Raw genomic sequence first — 18433 nt, 5'->3', positions numbered from 1 at the left:
ATGATGTTTCAAAAACGTTTCGACCTCATCCTCCGCACGTCCCTGATCCTGCGGCTTTTTCTGAGCACGCTCCTGCTGTCGCTGACGCTTGCCCCCGCGCAGGCACAAACTCTTGTGGAAACACGCAATCGCGCGATTGATCTCTTCGCAGGACAAGGCAAGCTGATCAAACTCGACAGCCCTGCGGAGACGGTTTTTCTGGCCAATCCCGAGGTGGCCGATATCGAGATCAAATCTCCGAAACTGCTTTACATCTATGGAAAGTCCATCGGGGAAACGACGCTTTTCGTGATTGATGACACGGAAGAAGTGACGCTCAGCAGCGCGGTCAACGTGTCTTTCAACATGGAGGCCATGACCCGTGCCGCCCGCGCCGCGCAGCCGGGGGGCAGTTTTTCGGTGACCGAGATCGGTGGGGCAATCGTACTGAGCGGCAGCGTCGACACCATCGGAGAGGCGGAAAAGGTCGAAACAGTCGTGCGGCAATTGGCCGGGGCCGATGCAACGGTGGTCAATTCCCTGTCATTGAACACCCCGGCGCAGATCAATCTTCAGGTCAAGATCGCGGAAGTGTCCCGAACGGTGACGGAAGATTTGGGCGTGAGCTGGACGGTGTTGTCCGGGCAGGGCTTTTCCGGCGGATCGGGTGTCGACGGCGGCTATGCGCTGGCGGGCAATATCCGCAGTGGCGGGACAAATATCGGAGTGACACTTGAGGCGCTGAAGGGCGAAGGTTTGGTCACAATCCTCTCCGAACCCAACCTGACGGCGCGCTCCGGCGACAAGGCGAGTTTTCTCGCGGGGGGACGCTTTCCCTATCAGACCACGCAGGACGATGACACGGCCACGGTCTTGTTCGAGCCCTTCGGTGTGGAGTTGGAATTCCTGCCGGAGGTCTTGCGCGCGGATCAGATCAAGCTGAACGTGCGCACGCAAATCCGCGAGCTTGATTTTTCGAACGGAAGCCAGACCAACACGCAGAATGTGCCGCTGATCCGCGAACGCAGTGCCAGCACGACGATCGAGGTTGGCAGCGGTCAGAGCTTTGCCATCGCGGGGCTGTTCAGCGCGTCGACACAGCAGGATGTCGAACAGGTGCCGGGCCTCGGGGATATTCCGCTGTTGGGCGCCTTGTTCCGGTCGACACGGTTCCAGAAAGGCGAAAGCGAGCTGGTGATCATCGTGACGCCCTACATTGTCGAACCGGCCGCGCCCGGTCAGTTCAAGACGCCGCTCGACAAATTCAGCCCGGCCAACAGTCTCGATCGCAATTTCCTCGGCGCGCTCTCCTCCGGTGAGCCGATCAGCAAAGACGGTCCTGTGTCCGTCAAAAATATCAACGGCAACGCAGGGTTCCTTTTGCAATGACACTGATCCGAATGTCCTCCGTCTGTGCCCTTATCGGCATTTCCCTGCTGAGCGCCTGCGCCACGCCTGTTGTGGATCGCGGCGCGATGCAGCGTCTTTCGGCGCCCTATGTCGAGGTTCAGCATCAGTTTCGCTTCACCAGCGGCGGGGGCGATCTTTCGGCCTCAGAAATACAAGCCATCGAGCGCTTTTTGAACCGTCTTGCCCTGACGGACAGCGACTTGGTGATCGCAACCCTTCCGGGAAGCGGCCAGCCCAAGGTGGATGTCGCGCGCGAGCAGGTGATGCGGTCGCTCTTATCGCGCAGCCCGGCCAAAGTTGAAATTCTAAGGGATGAGACTTTCGGGGCCCGACCGACGCCGAGGCGACAGGTCGGCATTTTGCGTGCCGTGCGCGCCCAGGGGCTTGCGGTTTCCTGTGCGCCGGGAGAGCTCATCGCGGATCTGGGCTGTGCCAGTGCGACAAATCTTGCGGTGATGATCCATGAACCGGGCGATGTTCTGGCGCCGGATCTGACGGCGGCGCGGGCCTATCGTGACAGTCCGGCGGAGACGACGCAATGAACGGCGCAATGAACCAAGCCTTGCCGTCTCAAACGGTCACCCGCCATGAAATCGATGCGTTTGTGGCCTCGGAAGAGGGGCGCGATGCGGTCAACTTGCTGATGCAGCGCCTTGGTGCAAGCGACGCCGTCACCCTTCAAACCGGCACGCTTGAAACCGTGGCCCGGCTGGCAGGTCTTGCGCCGTTTCGCAAGCTCATGATCGTGGAACTGGGGTCGGGCGACATGGCTGCCCATCTTGAAGCCGTCCGCGAGATTGTCGCCGAGGGGGGAGAGCTTGTGCTGCTCGGACGCGAAAACAGTGTCGCGGCGTATCGCCATTTTCTGGCGGCCGGGGCGCGGGATTATCTGACGCTGCCTTTGGAGGCGGATTTTATTCTACCGGAGGTGTTTGCCTCGCCGAAAGGCGCTCTTCCTGCTCATAACACCCCGCCAAAGGGCCGTGTCGTTGCGGTTTGCGGGGCGTCCGGCGGGGTCGGCGCGAGCCTGTTGGCCGCCAATTTGTCCGTTGCGTTTCAGACGCAGAGTGCGGCGCGTGGGGCAGGGACGTCCAGCGCGGGTCAGGGGGCAAGGGTCGGTCTGCTTGATACGGATTTCGCCTTTGGGTCTCTGGCGGTCGATTTCGACATCGATGCGACGCAGGGCGTTTTCGAAACCTTGGAAAGGCCGGAGCGCGTCGACAGCACCTATCTACAATCCAGTATGGCAGAGGTTTTGCCCGGCTTGTCGGTCTATGCCGGAGAGCTTCATGACGTGTCACAGCTCGCGGCGTATGAACAAGGGCTTGCGGGGCTTGTGCAGACGCTGAAGGCGGAGTTCCCTCTCACTGTGATCGACCTGCCGCGCCGACTTTTGTCGCAGGATACGGGGGTGTTGCGGGAGCTGGACGATGTGCTGCTGGTTCTGGCGCCCGGTTTCGGGGCGTTGCGTTCGGCGGGACGATTGATCGAGCGCGTCAATAGTCAAAACGGGGCCACGCGGGTCTGGAACGTTGTGTCCCATAGTCGCCGCGATGCCGGATTGAGCCGCAAAGAGATCGCTGAGGCGCTGGGGCAGCCGGTCACATGTGAGTTGCCTTTGAGCTCAGCCGAGATTGCGCGGGCGTCGGTCAAGGGCATGCCGCTCCAATCCGAGTTTCCAAGGAGTGCTTACGCCCGAAAAGTCACCGATCTGGCCCATACGATATTGGCGGCATCGGAACAGGAGACATCCGAGGCAAACGACCGTCGGTCTTGGTGGAAGAAGAGGGCGCGATGACACTGTCCGACCCTCGATCCGCGACAGCAACGTCGACCGCCCATGCTCAGATCACGGAGCGTGTTCGCCTTCTGATGGCGGACGGTGCGCAGGGCGGCCCCTATTTGGTGAGTTCCGCGATTGATTGGTATCAGGCGCAAAGCGGTGAAACCGTGCCGCGCGATGTGCAGCGGACGCTGATGCAGGACCTGGCCGCGGGCGTGGAGAGCCTTGTTGCCGCCGCGCCGCCTGTCGTGCCCGTATCGCCAGGGCGCGCGCAGTATCAGCCCGAGTTTACCAAGCGGGTGATGCAGCTTGGTGGGCAGATTGCGCCCGAGGTGATCGGGCTTTTGGATTTGCGTGCCTTGGGGCATTTGTCTTTGGACGCGCAGCGCAGTGCGATCCGGGATGCCGTTCTGAGCGTCAGCCGTGGGCAGAAACTCGATTTGAACGGCGTCGAGACGGCGGAGCTGGTCGATTACGTCGTGGATGACATGTTGGCGCTGGGGCCGCTTGAACGTCTGCTTGCGGATGACAGCGTCTCCGAGATTATGGTGAATGGGCCCCGGCAGATTTATGTCGAGCGCCACGGACAATTGGAGTTGGCGGATATTTGTTTTCGCGATGACGACCATGTGGTGAACATCGCCTCGCGGATTGTTGGCGCCGTTGGACGTCGGGTGGATGAGACGACGCCGCTGGTCGATGCGCGCCTGCCGGATGGCAGCCGGATCAATGTGACCATCCCCCCTTTGGCCGTGGACGGGCCGACCATGACCATTCGGAAATTTCCGAAAGACGATCTGACGCTTCAGGATCTGATGGAACGGGGCAGCCTCAGCCGACAGATGGCGCAATTTCTGCGTCTATGCGCGCAGTTGCGGCTCAATCTTCTGATTTCCGGTGGCACAGGGTCCGGGAAGACCACGCTTTTGAACGCAATTTCCCGGGAGATTCCGAAGAAAGAGAGGATCGTGACCCTTGAGGATGCCGCCGAACTGCGTCTGCAGCAGCCGCATGTCGTCCGTCTCGAAACGCGCCCCGCGAATATCGAGGGCGAGGGGGCGGTTCCCATGCGGGCCCTGTTCCGCAATGCACTGAGGATGCGACCGGACCGGATCATCATCGGTGAGGTGCGTGGCGATGAGGCATTCGATCTTTTGCAGGCGATGAACACCGGACATGACGGTTCGATGAGCACGCTGCACGCGAATACGCCGCGCGAGGCCCTGACCCGGATGGAAAACATGATTGCCATGTCCGGCGTTGTCCTTCCGACGGAATTTGTGCGTCAACAGCTGGGCGACGCGATCCACGTGATCGTACAAATTTCGCGTATGCGCGACGGCGGGCGGAGGGTGTCTTCGATCTCAGAAATCGTGGGGATCGAAGGCAATGTCGTCAGCCTTCAGGAACTGTTCCGTTTCGTCCCGCGCCCCTATGAAGGCGAGATCGTGCAGGGCGATTTTGTCTCCGCTGGACTTATGCCCGGTTTCCTCGATCTGGCGGTGGAGCATGGGCTCGACAAGACATTGCGGCAAACCATGGAGCCAGGCTGATGTTGATGTCTGCGCTTTTGTTTCTGCTCATTTTCGTCGCTTGCGTCGCCGTGAGTACCTTTGCCCTGATGATGTATGACCGGACCAACCGGGGCCGTAGGGACCGCTTGATGCGGGCCGCGGCGGCGCATCCCGGCGCATCCTCCGCACAGGTGCGGCAACGGCTGGCGGAGAGCGCCTCCGAGGCGGCGTCGGCCGTGCTCAAGCGTGAAAAAAGCGGTGTGATCGGCGTGCTGGAGCAGCGGTTGCGTGTCGCAGGGCTGACGCTCTCCGCGCCGACTGGGCTTTTTTTGGTTTTTCTTTTGTCGGCCCTGAGTTTTCTCGGCTTGATGATCTTCGCGGCGGTGCCTGCCATGTGGTCCGCTTTGATTGCGATCGGGACCGGCTGGATGGTCTTGAATGTTGTGCTCGACATTCTGCGCCTGCGGCGGGTGCGGCAGTTCACCGAAGCCTTGCCCGATTGTCTCGATGTCTTCGCGCGCGGGCTGCGGGCCGGACAACCTCTCGGCGAGGCGCTCGGTCTGGTGGCCAATCATTCCAAGGGGATCGCGCAGGAAGAGTTTCTCAGATGTCGCGAGGAATATCGTATGGGGATGGCGCTGGATGAGGCTTTGTCGGGGATGGCGGATCGGATCACCTCCCCGGAAGCGCGTTTTATCGCCGTGGCCACAGGATTGCAGGCCGAAACCGGCGGCAACCTGATTGAGACGCTTGAAAATCTTGCCATGCTCCTGCGGGACCGGCGCAAGTTGCGCAAAAAGGCGGCGGCGCTTTCGGCCGAGACGCGGGTGAGTGCGGTGATCCTCTCCGGGCTGCCGTTTGTTGTCGGTGGCGTCATTTTCTTTATGAATCCGACCTATCTGTCGCCGCTCCTCGAGGATCCGAGAGGCCGTATTCTCGGCATTCTGGGGGTGCTCAGCCTGAGCCTCGGTATCGCCAGTATGTATAAACTGTCGCAGATAGATGTCTGAGATGGAACGTTTTTTTCTCCTCTTGATTGTGTTTGCGGCTCTGGGTCTCCTACAGGTTCTGTTTTGGGGGCTATGGGACGCAAGGGCCCGACGCGCGCGATTGCAGCGCACGATCGCGCGGCACACGCAAGCCCGACACACGCAAGGGGCATCGTCAATTGCTTTTGCGCCTCCTGTCGACAACCCGATGCACAAGCGTTTTCAGGACCATTTGACACGCATGGCGGTGGCGACGTTTGAGCGGGTTTCTGTCGTGAAAGGCAGTGAGGCGGAGGCGTCGGATGCGCTTTTGAAAGCGGCGGGCATTCGCAGCCGGGATGCCCATCTGGTCTATGCCTTTCTGAAACTGGTTCTGCCGATTGCCGGGGCGTTTTTGGCGTTGTTCTGGTTGATGTTCAATGCGGACGGCGGGCTCAATCCGCTTTCCGTCATTATTGGTGTAAGTGGCTGCGCGCTTTTCTTTTCCCGTGCGCCGGATGCTTTTTTGGCAATGCGCCGCCGCAAGCGGCTTGAACGCGTGCGCCGGGCGTTTCCCGATATGCTGGAGCTTTTGGTGATCGTCAGCGAAGCGGGCCTTGGTCCGCTGCCGGCGCTGCGGCGGGTCGCGCGGGAACTACAGGTGAGCTGTCCCGATCTGTCTTTGGAACTGCAACAGCTCGTGCTCGAACTCACGGTTTTGCCGCAGCGCGCAGAGGCGTGGCGCAATTTCGAAGAGCGTCTGCCCTTGCCGGAAATTTCCGTGTTCGCCAATGCCCTTGTGCAGGCAGAACGCTATGGCACGCCGTTCCGCGGCACGCTGCGCAATCTGATGCAGGACACGCGGTCGGCGCGTCTGTTGCAGATCGAGGAAAAGGCCGGACGTCTGCCCGCCCTTATGACGATCCCGCTGATCGTTTTCATCATGCCCGCGCTTTTCGTGGTGCTGATCGGCCCGGCCGTGCTGAGCATTCTTGACAACATTATGCAGGGAGGAGCGGGGGGATGAACCTGTTTCGGCGTCACTTGCAGGAGGACGAGGGGGCGACGGCGGTCGAGTTCGCGCTCGTTTTGCCGGTGCTTTTGAGCATCCTCTTCGGCATCATTGCCTTCGGTCAGTATTTTGCCATTGCCAACAGCCTACAGCAATTCGCGGCAGAAGCCCTGCGCTATTCGGTGAGCGAGCCCTTCATGGCCGACCGTGAGGCGCGCGCGAACAGCTTTCTGAACAGCCCCGGAGAGCGCTTTGCCTTTCTCGACGCCACCAAGATTTCCCGCACCGTGACGCCCAGCGAAACGGTCACGGAGAGCGGTCTGACCGTCACGGCGCTACAGATCACACTGACCTACGATCTGAGCGGAACGGCGGTCGATATAGCGGACAGGTTTCTTGGCATCGGGATCGCCGACATCACCCGGAGCAGTTACCTTGCCTATTAAGCTCTATTTTCAGAGGTTTCACCGCGATGAACGTGGGGCAGTTGCGATTGTGGTCGCGCTCTTCATGACCGTTGCGATCGGGTTTTTGGCCTTGGGTGTCGACTTGGGGGCGCTCTATTTCGAGCAAAAGACCCTGCAAACGCGTGCTGATATGGCGGCGGTGAGTGCGGTTTTGAATCTTGACGACAGCCCGGCTCAGAACGCTCAGGACACAGTAGAGGGCAATGCCTTGGCCATCGCCGATCTGGAAACGCTGTCCTATGGTCGATACCTCTATGACGCGGCTGTCTCGCCCGAGGCGCGGTTCACCGTGGGGGATCTGACCGACACCGCGACCAATGCGGCAGAGGTCGTTCTTACGGATGACGCGCCGCTCTATTTCTCCTCTCTGTTTCTTGGCACGAACAGCACGCCTTTGAGCGCATCCGCAACCGCTGCCCGGTTCGATTTCGCGTCTTTCAGCCTTGGCTCGCGCTTGTTGTCTTTGGACGAGGGGCTGCTGAATGCGCTGCTTGAGGAGGTTCTGGGCAATTCCTTGTCGCTCACCGCTCTGGATTACGAGGCTCTGGCCAATACGAATATCGACCTTTTGACCTTCTCAGATGCCTTGGCCAATCGGATCGATTTGACCGCCGCGAATTACGAAGACATTTTGACCTCCGATATTGACCTGCTCGATGTGGCGGGGGCGCTGCTCGATACCGGGCTGGTCTCGGGCTCGACGGATGTGTTGACCGCCATTCTCAATGGTGCGGTGTCCAGCACTTTGAATGCGGCGCAATTGATTGCGATCGACGGCGACAATGTTGCCTTGCAGCTTGAAGATGTGCTCGGGGAAGTGTCTGTTTCCGCTCTCGATATCCTGATGACGAGTGTCGAGATCCTCAATCAGGATCACTATATCGAAGCCAGTCTGGATCTCGATATTCCTGGTGTCCTGGACACCGATTTGGGGTTGATCGTCGGGGCGCGGAAGGCGGGGTCTGGCTGGATCACGCTGGGCGATCGCGGCGCCACAGTGCATACGGCACAGGTGCGTCTCAAGCTGTTGCTCGATTTGTCTCCGAGCCTTCTCGAAGGCATCGGCGAGGGGGTCTCCGTGCTGTCTTTGCGTTTGCCGCTCTACGCCGAGATTGCGAGTGCCACGGCCACGTTGGCGGATCTCAGTTGCGACGCCGGGGATGCGGACGACGTTGTGGCGCGGTTCGACACGGGCTTTGCGCCGATGACCGGAACGACGGGCAACCATGTGCTCGAATTGTTTCTGGGCGAATTCGACGCGCCGACTTTTGAGGATACGACAACGCCGCTGGACGCCGCTTTGCTGGAACCCGCGAAGTTTCTCGATCTGGAACTGAGCCTGCTGCTGATCACCATTGATTTGTTTTCGCTGAACATCAAATCCCATGTCGCGACGGGAATTTCGGCTCAGCCGGAAACGGAATTCCGTGTGTCACAGATCGGCGAGACACAGACCTATGGTGTCGAGGGCTTGCTAAGTTCAACTGTGGCCAGCCTTCTGGACCCGGACAACCTCGAAATCACTATCAGCAATGACAGTCAGTCTCTTTTGGGCGGGATTCTCGAACTGCTTCTGGCGCCGGTGCTCGCGCTGGTGAACCTGATCCTGACCACCTTGCCGAACATGTTGCTGGGCGCGCTGTTGATCCCGGTTGACGCCGTGCTCGATGCACTTCTCAACATGCTTGGCATTGGTGTCGGCGAGGCGGACCTGACGCTTGACGGCGTGTCCTGTGGCAAGGTCATGCTGGTCCGATGACTGGTCTCGCGTCCCTCATACGAAATCGCCGCCGTGGGGCTGTTTCGCCTCACTTTTCCCTCATGTCCTCACGTTGTCCGGAGTAGCCTCTTGCGCCTTATCACACATATGAAACACCTGTTTGCATCTCTTTTTGTGGCTCTGAGCCTCTCGGCCTGTACGCTTGGCACGGAGACCGCGACACAGGGCGCAAGTGGGGGCGGTTCGGAAACTCTGCGTCTGGCGCAGGCGACCTCTGAGGCCGGCGACAATGAAACGGCGGCGCGGTTGTTTGAAAAGGTTCTGGTGGTCGATCCGGTGTCGGTGCCTGCGCTCTTGGGGGCGGGCAACAGCTATGCGCGTATGGGGCAAAACAGCCGTGCAGATGCCGTGTTGTTGCGTGGGCATGAGCTTGCTCCCGGGAATGCAGAGGTGCTGACCACTTTGGCGCGTGTCTATTTGGCGATGCAACAATCCGAGCGGGCGGTTGACACCTATGACAAGGCGCTGCGGGTGGATCGCACCAATGTGGCGGCCCTGACCGGAAAAGGCGTGGCGCTCGACACGCTGTCGCGGCACAAACAGGCACAGGGCGTCTATGAAGATGGCTTGCAGCTTTATCCCACGAATTTCATCTTGCGCAGCAATTATGCGCTGTCGCTGGCAATTTCCGGCGATATCGTGCGGGGGACTGCGATCCTGCAAGAGTTGGTCAAAGACCCGGCCGCTGCCCCTTATGTGCGGGGCAACCTTGCCTTGGTCTACGGGCTCGACGGGCGCGAAAACGATGCGCGGGCGACGCTGAAGCTTGATCTGACTCCGCAAGAGATCGAAGAAAATCTGGCGACCTATCGGGCGTTGCGCCGGATGCGGCTTGAGGGGAAACAGATCGGCTCTCTCGTATTCGTCTGAGGTAAAAGGGGCTTCTCTGACGTTCAAACGGCAGTCGGACCCGACAAATGATCCAGGATTTTACCAAAGCCGATCGAGTTGGACGCTTTCAGCAAGATGGTATCTCCGGGGAGCAGGTGGCGGTCGATGTCTTTCAGCAGGGACGGCGCATTTCGATAATATGCGCCCGTCGATGCGGAGGTGATGTCTGGTTTCAACTCGTCCCAGAGATGCGCCATCAGCTCCCCGCAGAGCAGCACAGTATCCGGCGCCATGGCCCGGATTTGTGGTGCCAGTTGCTGATGATAGCGCGGGGCATCTGATCCAAGTTCGAGCATATCCCCGAGAATAAGAATGCGCCTGCCGGTCATCGGCATCGCGCTGAATGTCGCTATCGCTGCCCGCATCGAAACCGGGTTTGCATTGTACGACTCGTCGACGATGATCAGAGGCTTTCCGGCAAAGTCGACAGCCCGGGTTTCGCCGCGTCCGGCGAGGGGCTGAAACTTTTCCATGGCTGTCAGGAAGGGCTTCAACGGGCCTCCCAGAATCTTTTTAACGGCAAGGGCGGCCAGACTGTTCATCGCCATGTGCAGGCCCGGAGCCGTGATGCGGTATTCGATTTTCTGGCCACGCGGGAGTTGGGCTGTGACGCGCCCGTTGGTCTGATCATAGGCCAGAATCCGGACATCCGCGTCCGGGGATTGACCGTAGGTTACGAGATGCACGCCACGTTCTGCCGCGCGCGCTCTGAATATCTCGTAGCAGTCGATTTCGCGGTTCAGGAGTAAGATGCCGCCCTTGGACATGCCTTCGACGATATTGGCTTTCCGGCGGGCCACAGTGTCCAGCCCTTGTTCGCCGCCGCGCATATGCGAGGGCGCAATGTTGGTGATGATACAGATATCGGGTCGCACAAGGCGGATGTTCTGGAATTTTGGGGCATTGATCGCGCTGACGGCGGCCTCGAGCACAACAACATCTGTGGCTTCCGGTGTGTTCGCCAAGAGATGCAGCATACCGACACGCGAGTTGTAGTTTGATCCAGAGTTGCTGACGACACTGCAGTCTGCTGACAACGCCTCTTTCAGCATGAGGCATTGCGAGGTTTTTCCGGCACTTCCTGTCACGGCGACGACTCTGCCTTTGAGGCGGTTCCGTGCGACCGCGCCAAGTTGCATGAGGGCGTGCAAGGGATCTGGAACTTGGAGTTGCGGGAAGTCGGGTTTCAGCCCTTCGACGGGCCGGGCGACGATGGCCCCTGCGGCTTTGTGGTGTCGGCTCGGCAATGTGTCATGGTTGTCCCAGTATTCTCGCGCCGTGAAGTCCGACAATTCGTGCCGCATGGCCATGCGCTGATCAATGGCCACCAAAAGTTTCGGATCAGCCAACCCCCAATTGTCCAACTGTTTGATCTTTTGCGTCACGGAAGACACATACCAGCCCTCCGGAGGCTTCACCAACCAAGTGCCTCCTGTGATGTCTTCAAGCTGTTGTGCTGTCCAAAGAAGGACAGGGGTCGGACTGATTTTGTCGAGAGCGGGCACCTCGTATTGTGCCGGGTTTGCCAACAACACCCGAAAGCCGGCCTTGGGGGAGAGGGCCAAGTGCGTTTTTCGCGGTAGGGTCACCCGGTCGGTTTTGCCCAGATGGCTGACCAGCCCGACAGATAAGGTCAATGTGCTGTCCAGCCAATTCGTGACGCTGGATGGTCGCAACGTATAGAAATCACGATAGATTTGCCCCGGCGTCCAGCGTCGAAGAGGCCACATCCAATCGCATGGGTCGTGAGACGAGGAGCGGCCCCATTCACCAACCGTCTCTGGATGGTCCGAGGTGGCGCGAAAGTCGATGCGCCAGTTGCAGTCAACCTGCTCAGGACTGCGCCACCAGGATTCGACTGCGAGATTGCAAAGACGCTCCAAGCGTTCGGGGGAAACGCGCACTCCAAGAAGCTCTAAAGGCCCGACTTTCAGCGGCTCCGGCAAGCGCGCATCTGGCGGCACATCATCAGAAAGCCATTCTGGCCGGGGGGCGCTGATCGCCTCCACGCGACGCTTTTCGACAACCTTGGGAGGCGTTCGCGGGGCAGGGGTCGGACGGTCGGGGGGCTGAAGATCAATCAGGCCTTGTCCATCGTCTGTCTGTTTCATTTGCACCCCCATGGCGTCGCATTTTCTGGCAAAGCGACGCAGGGCATCTGTTGCGGCTTGGCCAGACAGAACCTTGGTCGCGCAAAAGCCGATCTCAAGGGGGGTGAAACGCACGGCAGTCACCCCTCTGTGGTCCAGATCGAGGGTGAACACGCCACTGTCCTTGTCGGATCGTGACAAAGCGTCAAACAGCAGATCGCCTGCATCATGCAGGATTGGCCGGTTCTTGTAGATTTCGATACCCTGCAACAGATGTGCAGACGCCCCCAAGACGGCATCCGCCCCCGCATCGATCAAGGCGTGACCGCCTTTGATCTCGCTCGCATCGGGGGCGTGGCGATTATTTGCGCCCCAATGCATGGCAACAAGAACGATGTCGGCCTGTTTGCGGGCCTCGGTGATCCGGGGCGCCATGAGGGTTTTCCATGCCTCCGGATGCCTTGGGTCGAGCCAAGCGATACCGGGGCGGTTTTGGGAGGCTGCAAAGCTTTCTTGTGTGGCATCTATCGAGAACAGGGCCACATCAAGTGCGCCAGCCCGCCGGAGTGTCGGCTGAAAGGCGGCGTCGAGATCAGGGCCCGAGCCCGCCTGACCGATGCCTGCCTTGTCCAGCCACATGGTCTGTTCCAGCAGAGCTTCAGGCCCGTAATCCCCGCTGTGATTGTTCGCGGTCGCAACCAGATCCACATTGCCTCTGATCAAGGTCTCAAGCATTTCGGGGCGGGCGCGAAAGTAGAAGGATGCCCGTTCCCCCTTGTCGATAGTCTCGGCCCCACGGGTTGCAACCACGCATTCGAGGTTCACAATGCTCAGATCGGCAGAGCCCAGCGGTGTGATCTTTGCCAGAGCATCGCGGGCATGGGCGTGTTCAAATCGAAAATGAAATCGCCGCCCTATGTTGACGTCGCCGCCCCAAGCGATGGTGCCGGTCCGTGTAGAAATGTCGTCGTGGGACATCTGGAAATTTTCTGCCTTCTGGCCCCGTCATCGGGGCGTGTGTTTCATTTTTTATAACGAGGTTGGGCTCTGCGTGTTTCAGGTCGAGGTTTAGGTCGAGGCCTTCATGTGACGTGGGAGAGCGGAGTAGCGGCACAAGAGTTTCGCAAGAGCCGTGATCTATGGATGTTCGACCAATTCGCGTCATAGGTCAGACAGCAGGGACGAAAACCAGACTGAGACCATTCAAGCAGTGGCGTTTGCCGGTCGGCTCTGGCCCGTCATCGAAGATATGGCCCAGATGACTGCCGCAGCGGCGACAATGGACCTCGGTCCGGACCTGAAAAATAAACTTGCGGTCTTCCTTCGTGCCAACAGCATTGTTCAGGCTCATGGTGAAACTGGGCCAGCCGGTTCCGCTGTCATATTTTGCCTCTGAGCTGTAGATTGGCAAATCGCACCCGCGACATTGGTATGTGCCTGTGCGCCATTCCTGGTTCAACGCACTGGAGTAAGCACGCTCAGTCTCTTCTTTGCGCAACACGAGGTACTCGTTCTCGCTCAAACGTTCGCGCCATTCCGCGTCACTGCGACACAACTCGAAACCGCATGACGCGGCCACAAGGGGCGTGGCGAGCAGGGCGGCCCCCGTCGTCAACAAAAATGCTCTGCGTTTCATATCTTCACCTATTCGTAAAAATGCCCGGATAGGCCCCAGCCGTGAGGGTGAATTGGGCCTGACAAATGGGGCCTATCCGAGCGGGTCTGTCCGATTTACTTCGGAACGAGCACGCTATCGACCACGTGGATCACGCCGTTGGACTGATCGACGTCCGCAATGGTCACGCGACTGGCGTTGCCGCTTTCGTCGTAGATATAGACATTGTTGCCTTTGACTTGTGCCGACAGGGCGTCGCCCGAAACAGCGTTGAAGTGATAAAAGCCATCAGAGGAGGCACGCGCTTGACGAGCGATCTGAGCTGCGGACCAGTCACCGGCCACCACATGTGCGGTCAGCACTTTGACGAGCATGTCCTTGTTTTCCGGTTTCAGGAGCGTCTCCACCGTTCCCGCCGGAAGAGCAGCAAAAGCATCGTTTACGGGGGCAAAGACCGTGAAGGGGCCGGGGCCTTGCAGCGTTTCGACCAAGCCAGCGGCCTGAACTGCGGCAACCAAGGTGGTGTGGTCTGCCGAATTCACCGCGTTCTCAACGATGTTCTTGGTCTCGAACATGGGGGCGCCGCCCACCATCGGGTTTTCGGCGTAGGCCGCAGTTGCAATGGTCAAGGCTACGGCGGCAGTTGCCAGTTTGGATATGGTTTTCATTTTAGTCTCCTCTCTAAATGAGCCGCTTTCTGTTGCGGCTACTGGGGAGACACGGCATTTGGCGGGACATAGTTTCACCTGATCTGAAAAAAAATTTGCGTCGAAGACGTCGCCGGTCGCCACAGATGGCTCAAGTGAACAGCCCGTCGTTAGAGTTTTGGGGGCGGTTGGCTGTTTGATCTCCTTCTTGTGCCGCTGTTGTCAGCCTTTATCATGAGTATATACTTTAGTTGACTATTATTAATACTTTTGATTTTGTGTGTATAGTCATTGTGCGGAGGGGTGAAAATCTAAGACACAAAAGCTTATCCGCTCCACGAGTTACCTTCTAAAAACTATGCGAGGGAAATATGTTCTTTACTCTCTATGCTGTTTCAGGGGTGAGCATTGGAATTTTAGTCGCTATTGCCGTACTTCTTTTCGGTGGCGGGCTATGGGCCATGTTCGCAGGTTATGTCGCAGGTGCGGGGGGCGCGGTCTCGCTCCTTGCAGTTTGGATTTATATCACAGCACCTGAGGCAGAACATGTGCTGTTAAAAGACGCAGATAATTCATAAGAAGCGCCTCCTCTCAATATATTGAGCCACTCTCCGATGTTGGCGCTATATTTTGCGAAAATTCAGCTACTCTCTGGTCCTGCTGATCGGTTTGTGTTTTGTTATTTTCTACCCGTAGATCACGGCTGTTGGTCTGACGGAAAGTGCTGAGCTTGGTCGTTGGTGGCCGTAAAAATCTTCCCTGTCCGACTGCCGGCCTTCGCTTCAGCCCAAATGCGACAGTTTATGGTGATGTGAAAAGAGAGGGGCTGGTTCATCGGAACCACCAAGGAGAAGATCAGCAGGCATTCCTTCAACATTCCTCATACACTGTTCTGGGCTCAGGTCCGTTACGCAGCACCAGGATAGGAAATGTCCCCTGAGTTACAGTATAACTGTCATAGGAGATTTTTATCTGAAGCCAATTTAATCTACACCTAAGTATTAAAAGTATACTTTAGATAATTTAATTACAACTTTTGGTTGTGTTGCTCGCGCTCCGGTGTATTCATTCCCTTGCGTCACCTCTGCTTCGAGAGGCGCCTAGAGTAACACTACATAGGAGAGGGACATGACCCTTGAAACTACGACGTTTATCCTTGACCAGTTCGCTGATCTTCCCGGCACATTGCAGAACACCATTTCAACGCTCACAGCCACTTTGGACCCGTCCCTCGCAACCAACCTCGTGGGAGACACCCTGTCGTCCGTGACAGGCGCGCTGGATCTCGGAGTGTTGGATACGTCCATTCTGGATAGCACAGTCGATACGGTGACCGGTGTGCTCGATACGACCGCTCTCGAAGGCACCCTCGGCACCGTGACGGGCCTTCTGGACGCGTCTCTGCTCGAGGGCACAGTGGAAACTGTTACCGGCGCGCTGGATTTGGGTCTCGTCGATGATCTGACAGGTGGCCTCAACACCGGGCTCCTGGATGGTGTGCTCGGAACAGTGACAGATGCACTCGATACCTCCCTCGTGGACGATGTCCTCTCTCTCGTCACCGACAGTCTCGATACGGGTCTGTTGGACGGCGTTCTGGAAACTGCGACAGGTGCGCTCGACACGGGGCTGCTCGACGGTGTGCTGGACAGCGTCACCGGCGTGCTTGACCTCGGGCTTGCAGAAGACCTCACCGGCGGGCTGGACCTCGACATCGTGGACGGGCTGCTGGGCGGCGTGACGGACACACTCGATTTGTCCGCGCTGGACGGCGTGCTCGGCATTGCTGAAGGCCTGTTGGGTGACGTGGACACCGGCCTCGTTGGCGGGCTGCTCGGTACGGTCACCGAAGTGGTGGGCACAGTTCTCGAGACCGTGACCGATCTGACCGGCGACCTATTGGGCGGCCTTGGCGATCTCGGTGGTTTGGGCGACGACCTCGTGGTGTAATTGGACACCACCTCTGCAAACAGGCACCACTGCAACACTTTGTTGCGGTGGTGGACCAAGGTCACGGACGCTTCGCCGAAACCAACGTCCAACAAGATATCGATCTTCTTTTCGTCACCTTGCCATCGGCGCCGTTCGCCCCCAAAAAACTCGCACGGCATGGCAAAGTTCAATTGGGCAGATCAATATGCGAGTGCAGAGAAATGCCTATTTGGGCCTCTCTGGGGAGGCCACCGCGCATGAAGCGCCCTATAATCAGTGTTTTGTGGATCTAGTGTGAGACGCCAGTCAGGCGAATCTAAGTAAGAACTCGAAAGTGAGCGGAGCCACTTTCTTTTTCTTATCCATATCAACGGGTTAAGGTGGATATGGCTCCGGCGGTAGGGATCGGAGCTATTTTCCCGCGTAGGGTGTAAGTTATTGAATTTAAGTTGTTTTGTTGTGGGTTTGCGATGGCGGACTTCATGATTTGTGAGACATTTGTGAGACGGAGGTGAAACCTTTCTCACGATGTTCCTCTCAGACATTAGGAGCGTTTTCTTGTTTGGTCGAGTACAAAATATGCTGTGTTGCAGGCGGGCTGAGACCTGGGATTAGTCCGGTCGGTTACACCGGGGGCTCCTATGATTTTAAACAGGTCTAAGCATCTCAGGGGCCTATATCCACGGCCGCAAATTAAAACCAAAACTGCTGCGGACAAACTCGATCAGTTCAGAGACCGTAAGCTGGGGTGAAGCACCTAGCCAAAAGGTGTACGTCTTTAATTTAAAATAAGATATTGATTTTAATTTTGTTTTAAAGCGCCATCATCTGGGTCGATTGTGCTTTTGTATTTATCCTCCCCAGAAAAGCAAATCCAATGATCAGTTGATAGACCAATCCTATAATCCGTAGATGCCACATTTTCCGATAGATATGAGGCCAACTATTTAAGGCGATTTCTCCTTCCTAAAGTCAAATCCGAGGCAGCCATCCCGTTGGTTGTTTCAGTTTTAAGGGACTGCGGATCATTCCGCTCAAAGGAGGAAATCACTATGAAAATGTTTCTTGTTCTCGCGTCTGTTGCCGCTCTCGCCGGCGGTGCTGCCAATGCACAAACTATTCTTGGCACTGGCTCTTGGTCCAATTCCGCAAGTGGCGCTGACTTCTCTGGCTCGTCCGGTGCAGGCACCTTTGGCGGCTTTGCCGGTGCATCCAACACGACATCCATGAATATGTCCTCGACCGGCCAGGCCGGCGGTGTCACTGTGCTTGGCTTTGGTGGCGCAGGGTCCGGTTCTGGTTCGAGCACAACGGCGAGCGGAGGGGTGAACAACACATCCACAAGTGGCTCGCTCGGCTGGGGCGCCGCTGGCGCATCTGGCGGCTACGGCGGTTCCAACGGAAGCACTGCTGGTGCCTTCGGCGGATTTGGCACCTCGTTCTAACGGGGCGTCAAAGCTTGACCGTTTCAAAACGGTTCAAGCCGACCGGAGCAGCTATCCGAACGTACTGCTCCGGTCTCACAATCAACCTCTGCGTTCGGGGAGGAGTAACATCATGCATACGTTTAAAAAGGAAATGAATGTCCCAATTCTGGCCAAAGTAACTCTCGTCGCCACAGCTTTGTTCGCAACCGCTTTCTGCGGCTCCGTCGCGACCGCCCAATCCGCAACGAGCGGATCGAGTTCAAGTTCGTCCAGTTCCGCGACTGTCGACAGTTCGGCCGCGGCCTCTGCGTCCGGGGGCTATTCGAATGCGCAGATCTATCTCGATCAAAGCACACCCGGCACGATCTCGTCTAACCACAACTACAGCGGCTCATATGAAGTGCGTTCTGCACCTGCCGTACAACCCCCGTCTATGGGGTCCGGCCACCCCTGTGCGATCTCCGGCAGTATTGGCATTTCTCTGATCGGTGGTGGCGCTTCAGGCGGTCTGAGCCGTGTCGACGAAGCATGTTTGCTTGCACAAATGGGACAAGGCAATGCAGCGCTGATCATGATTGCCCGCAGGGATGCCGAAGCTTGTTTTGCTCTGCGGCAAGTTGGGTCTATTCCGTCCAACAGTCAGTGCTCTGCCTCTGATCGACGTGCAGCTGCGCAGGTAAGCCGCGCTCAATCGGCTCAAACCGTCCGCGCATCGTCTTCCTCGTCGTCACCGACTGTGGTTTCAATCGCGCGCTATGTGACGTGCTCGCGAGATTCCGATGGTGGTATCCGCGCCCGCAAACTGCGGGGAGCGCCGTTCAGCAACGATCAGGTTGCAACATACTGTCGCGCGCAGATGAAGTAACCTGTCGCGTCTCGCCTTCTTTTACCTGCCCCCCCAAAAAGGAAGAATGGCGA

The 18433-nt window shown here is 58.0% G+C and carries 16 protein-coding genes; 13 read left to right on the top strand and 3 right to left on the bottom strand.

Annotated features, from left to right (window positions below; all coding sequences use genetic code 11):
• The 9 genes from ACN0X0_RS00280 (at position 1) to ACN0X0_RS00240 (ending at position 9783) form a co-directional block, all read left to right on the top strand.
• Positions 1 to 1368: a type II and III secretion system protein family protein gene (locus ACN0X0_RS00280; protein WP_417277526.1), complete on the top strand. Its 1368-nt coding sequence runs from the start codon at positions 1 to 3 to the stop codon at positions 1366 to 1368.
• Positions 1365 to 1931 carry a hypothetical protein gene (locus ACN0X0_RS00275; RefSeq protein WP_417277525.1) on the top strand — a complete coding sequence of 189 codons (567 nt, stop codon included), beginning with the start codon at positions 1365 to 1367 and terminating at the stop codon, positions 1929 to 1931. The genes ACN0X0_RS00280 and ACN0X0_RS00275 overlap by 4 nt, the downstream gene beginning before the upstream one ends.
• On the top strand, positions 1928 to 3187 hold the full coding sequence (locus ACN0X0_RS00270) for an AAA family ATPase (protein WP_417277524.1): 1260 nt from the start codon (positions 1928 to 1930) through the stop codon (positions 3185 to 3187). Before ACN0X0_RS00275 ends, ACN0X0_RS00270 begins: the two co-directional genes overlap by 4 nt.
• Complete coding sequence (locus ACN0X0_RS00265; RefSeq protein WP_417277523.1) at positions 3184 to 4725, top strand: CpaF family protein; 1542 nt, start codon at positions 3184 to 3186, stop codon at positions 4723 to 4725. Before ACN0X0_RS00270 ends, ACN0X0_RS00265 begins: the two co-directional genes overlap by 4 nt.
• Positions 4725 to 5696 (top strand): type II secretion system F family protein, encoded by a 972-nt coding sequence (locus ACN0X0_RS00260; RefSeq protein ID WP_417277522.1) that lies wholly within the window; start codon positions 4725 to 4727, stop codon positions 5694 to 5696. The genes ACN0X0_RS00265 and ACN0X0_RS00260 overlap by 1 nt, the downstream gene beginning before the upstream one ends.
• A gap of 187 nt (positions 5697 to 5883) precedes the next feature.
• On the top strand, positions 5884 to 6681 hold the full coding sequence (locus ACN0X0_RS00255; protein ID WP_417261547.1) for a type II secretion system F family protein: 798 nt from the start codon (positions 5884 to 5886) through the stop codon (positions 6679 to 6681).
• Positions 6678 to 7112 (top strand): TadE/TadG family type IV pilus assembly protein, encoded by a 435-nt coding sequence (locus ACN0X0_RS00250; protein WP_096804865.1) that lies wholly within the window; start codon positions 6678 to 6680, stop codon positions 7110 to 7112. Before ACN0X0_RS00255 ends, ACN0X0_RS00250 begins: the two co-directional genes overlap by 4 nt.
• Positions 7102 to 8892 (top strand): pilus assembly protein TadG-related protein, encoded by a 1791-nt coding sequence (locus ACN0X0_RS00245; protein WP_417277521.1) that lies wholly within the window; start codon positions 7102 to 7104, stop codon positions 8890 to 8892. Before ACN0X0_RS00250 ends, ACN0X0_RS00245 begins: the two co-directional genes overlap by 11 nt.
• A 90-nt stretch (positions 8893 to 8982) precedes the next feature.
• Positions 8983 to 9783 carry a tetratricopeptide repeat protein gene (locus tag ACN0X0_RS00240; RefSeq protein ID WP_417277520.1) on the top strand — a complete coding sequence of 267 codons (801 nt, stop codon included), beginning with the start codon at positions 8983 to 8985 and terminating at the stop codon, positions 9781 to 9783.
• A 23-nt stretch (positions 9784 to 9806) separates the two neighbouring features.
• On the opposite strand, the gene ACN0X0_RS00235 is transcribed toward ACN0X0_RS00240, so the two are convergent.
• From ACN0X0_RS00235 to ACN0X0_RS00225, 3 genes are all read right to left on the bottom strand, one after another.
• Entirely contained in the window at positions 9807 to 12872 is a 3066-nt protein-coding gene (locus ACN0X0_RS00235; protein ID WP_417277519.1) for a CapA family protein, read from the bottom strand.
• A gap of 190 nt (positions 12873 to 13062) precedes the next feature.
• The gene (msrB, locus tag ACN0X0_RS00230; protein ID WP_417277518.1) at positions 13063 to 13530 is read right to left on the bottom strand and encodes a peptide-methionine (R)-S-oxide reductase MsrB; all 468 of its coding nucleotides are present in this window, start codon (positions 13528 to 13530) and stop codon (positions 13063 to 13065) included.
• Positions 13531 to 13625: 95 nt separating this feature from the next.
• On the bottom strand, positions 13626 to 14177 hold the full coding sequence (locus ACN0X0_RS00225) for a fasciclin domain-containing protein (RefSeq protein ID WP_417261552.1): 552 nt from the start codon (positions 14175 to 14177) through the stop codon (positions 13626 to 13628).
• 350 nt (positions 14178 to 14527) lie between these two features.
• Between ACN0X0_RS00225 and ACN0X0_RS00220 the strand changes: the two genes are divergently transcribed.
• The 4 genes from ACN0X0_RS00220 to ACN0X0_RS00205 all read left to right on the top strand — a co-directional run bounded on the left by ACN0X0_RS00220 (position 14528) and on the right by ACN0X0_RS00205 (position 18380).
• Positions 14528 to 14734: a hypothetical protein gene (locus ACN0X0_RS00220; RefSeq protein ID WP_417261553.1), complete on the top strand. Its 207-nt coding sequence runs from the start codon at positions 14528 to 14530 to the stop codon at positions 14732 to 14734.
• Positions 14735 to 15284: 550 nt separating this feature from the next.
• Positions 15285 to 16106 carry a hypothetical protein gene (locus ACN0X0_RS00215; protein ID WP_417277517.1) on the top strand — a complete coding sequence of 274 codons (822 nt, stop codon included), beginning with the start codon at positions 15285 to 15287 and terminating at the stop codon, positions 16104 to 16106.
• 1034 nt (positions 16107 to 17140) lie between these two features.
• A complete protein-coding gene (locus ACN0X0_RS00210; protein ID WP_066701751.1) occupies positions 17141 to 17533 on the top strand; it encodes a hypothetical protein in 393 nt (130 codons plus the stop codon).
• Positions 17534 to 17645: 112 nt separating this feature from the next.
• The gene (locus tag ACN0X0_RS00205; RefSeq protein WP_155846047.1) at positions 17646 to 18380 is read left to right on the top strand and encodes a hypothetical protein; all 735 of its coding nucleotides are present in this window, start codon (positions 17646 to 17648) and stop codon (positions 18378 to 18380) included.
• Positions 18381 to 18433: the final 53 nt, after the last annotated feature.

Source organism: Celeribacter sp., from assembly GCF_048270365.1.
Taxonomy (GTDB): domain Bacteria; phylum Pseudomonadota; class Alphaproteobacteria; order Rhodobacterales; family Rhodobacteraceae; genus Celeribacter.
This window is presented reverse-complemented; position numbering and strand designations above follow the sequence as displayed.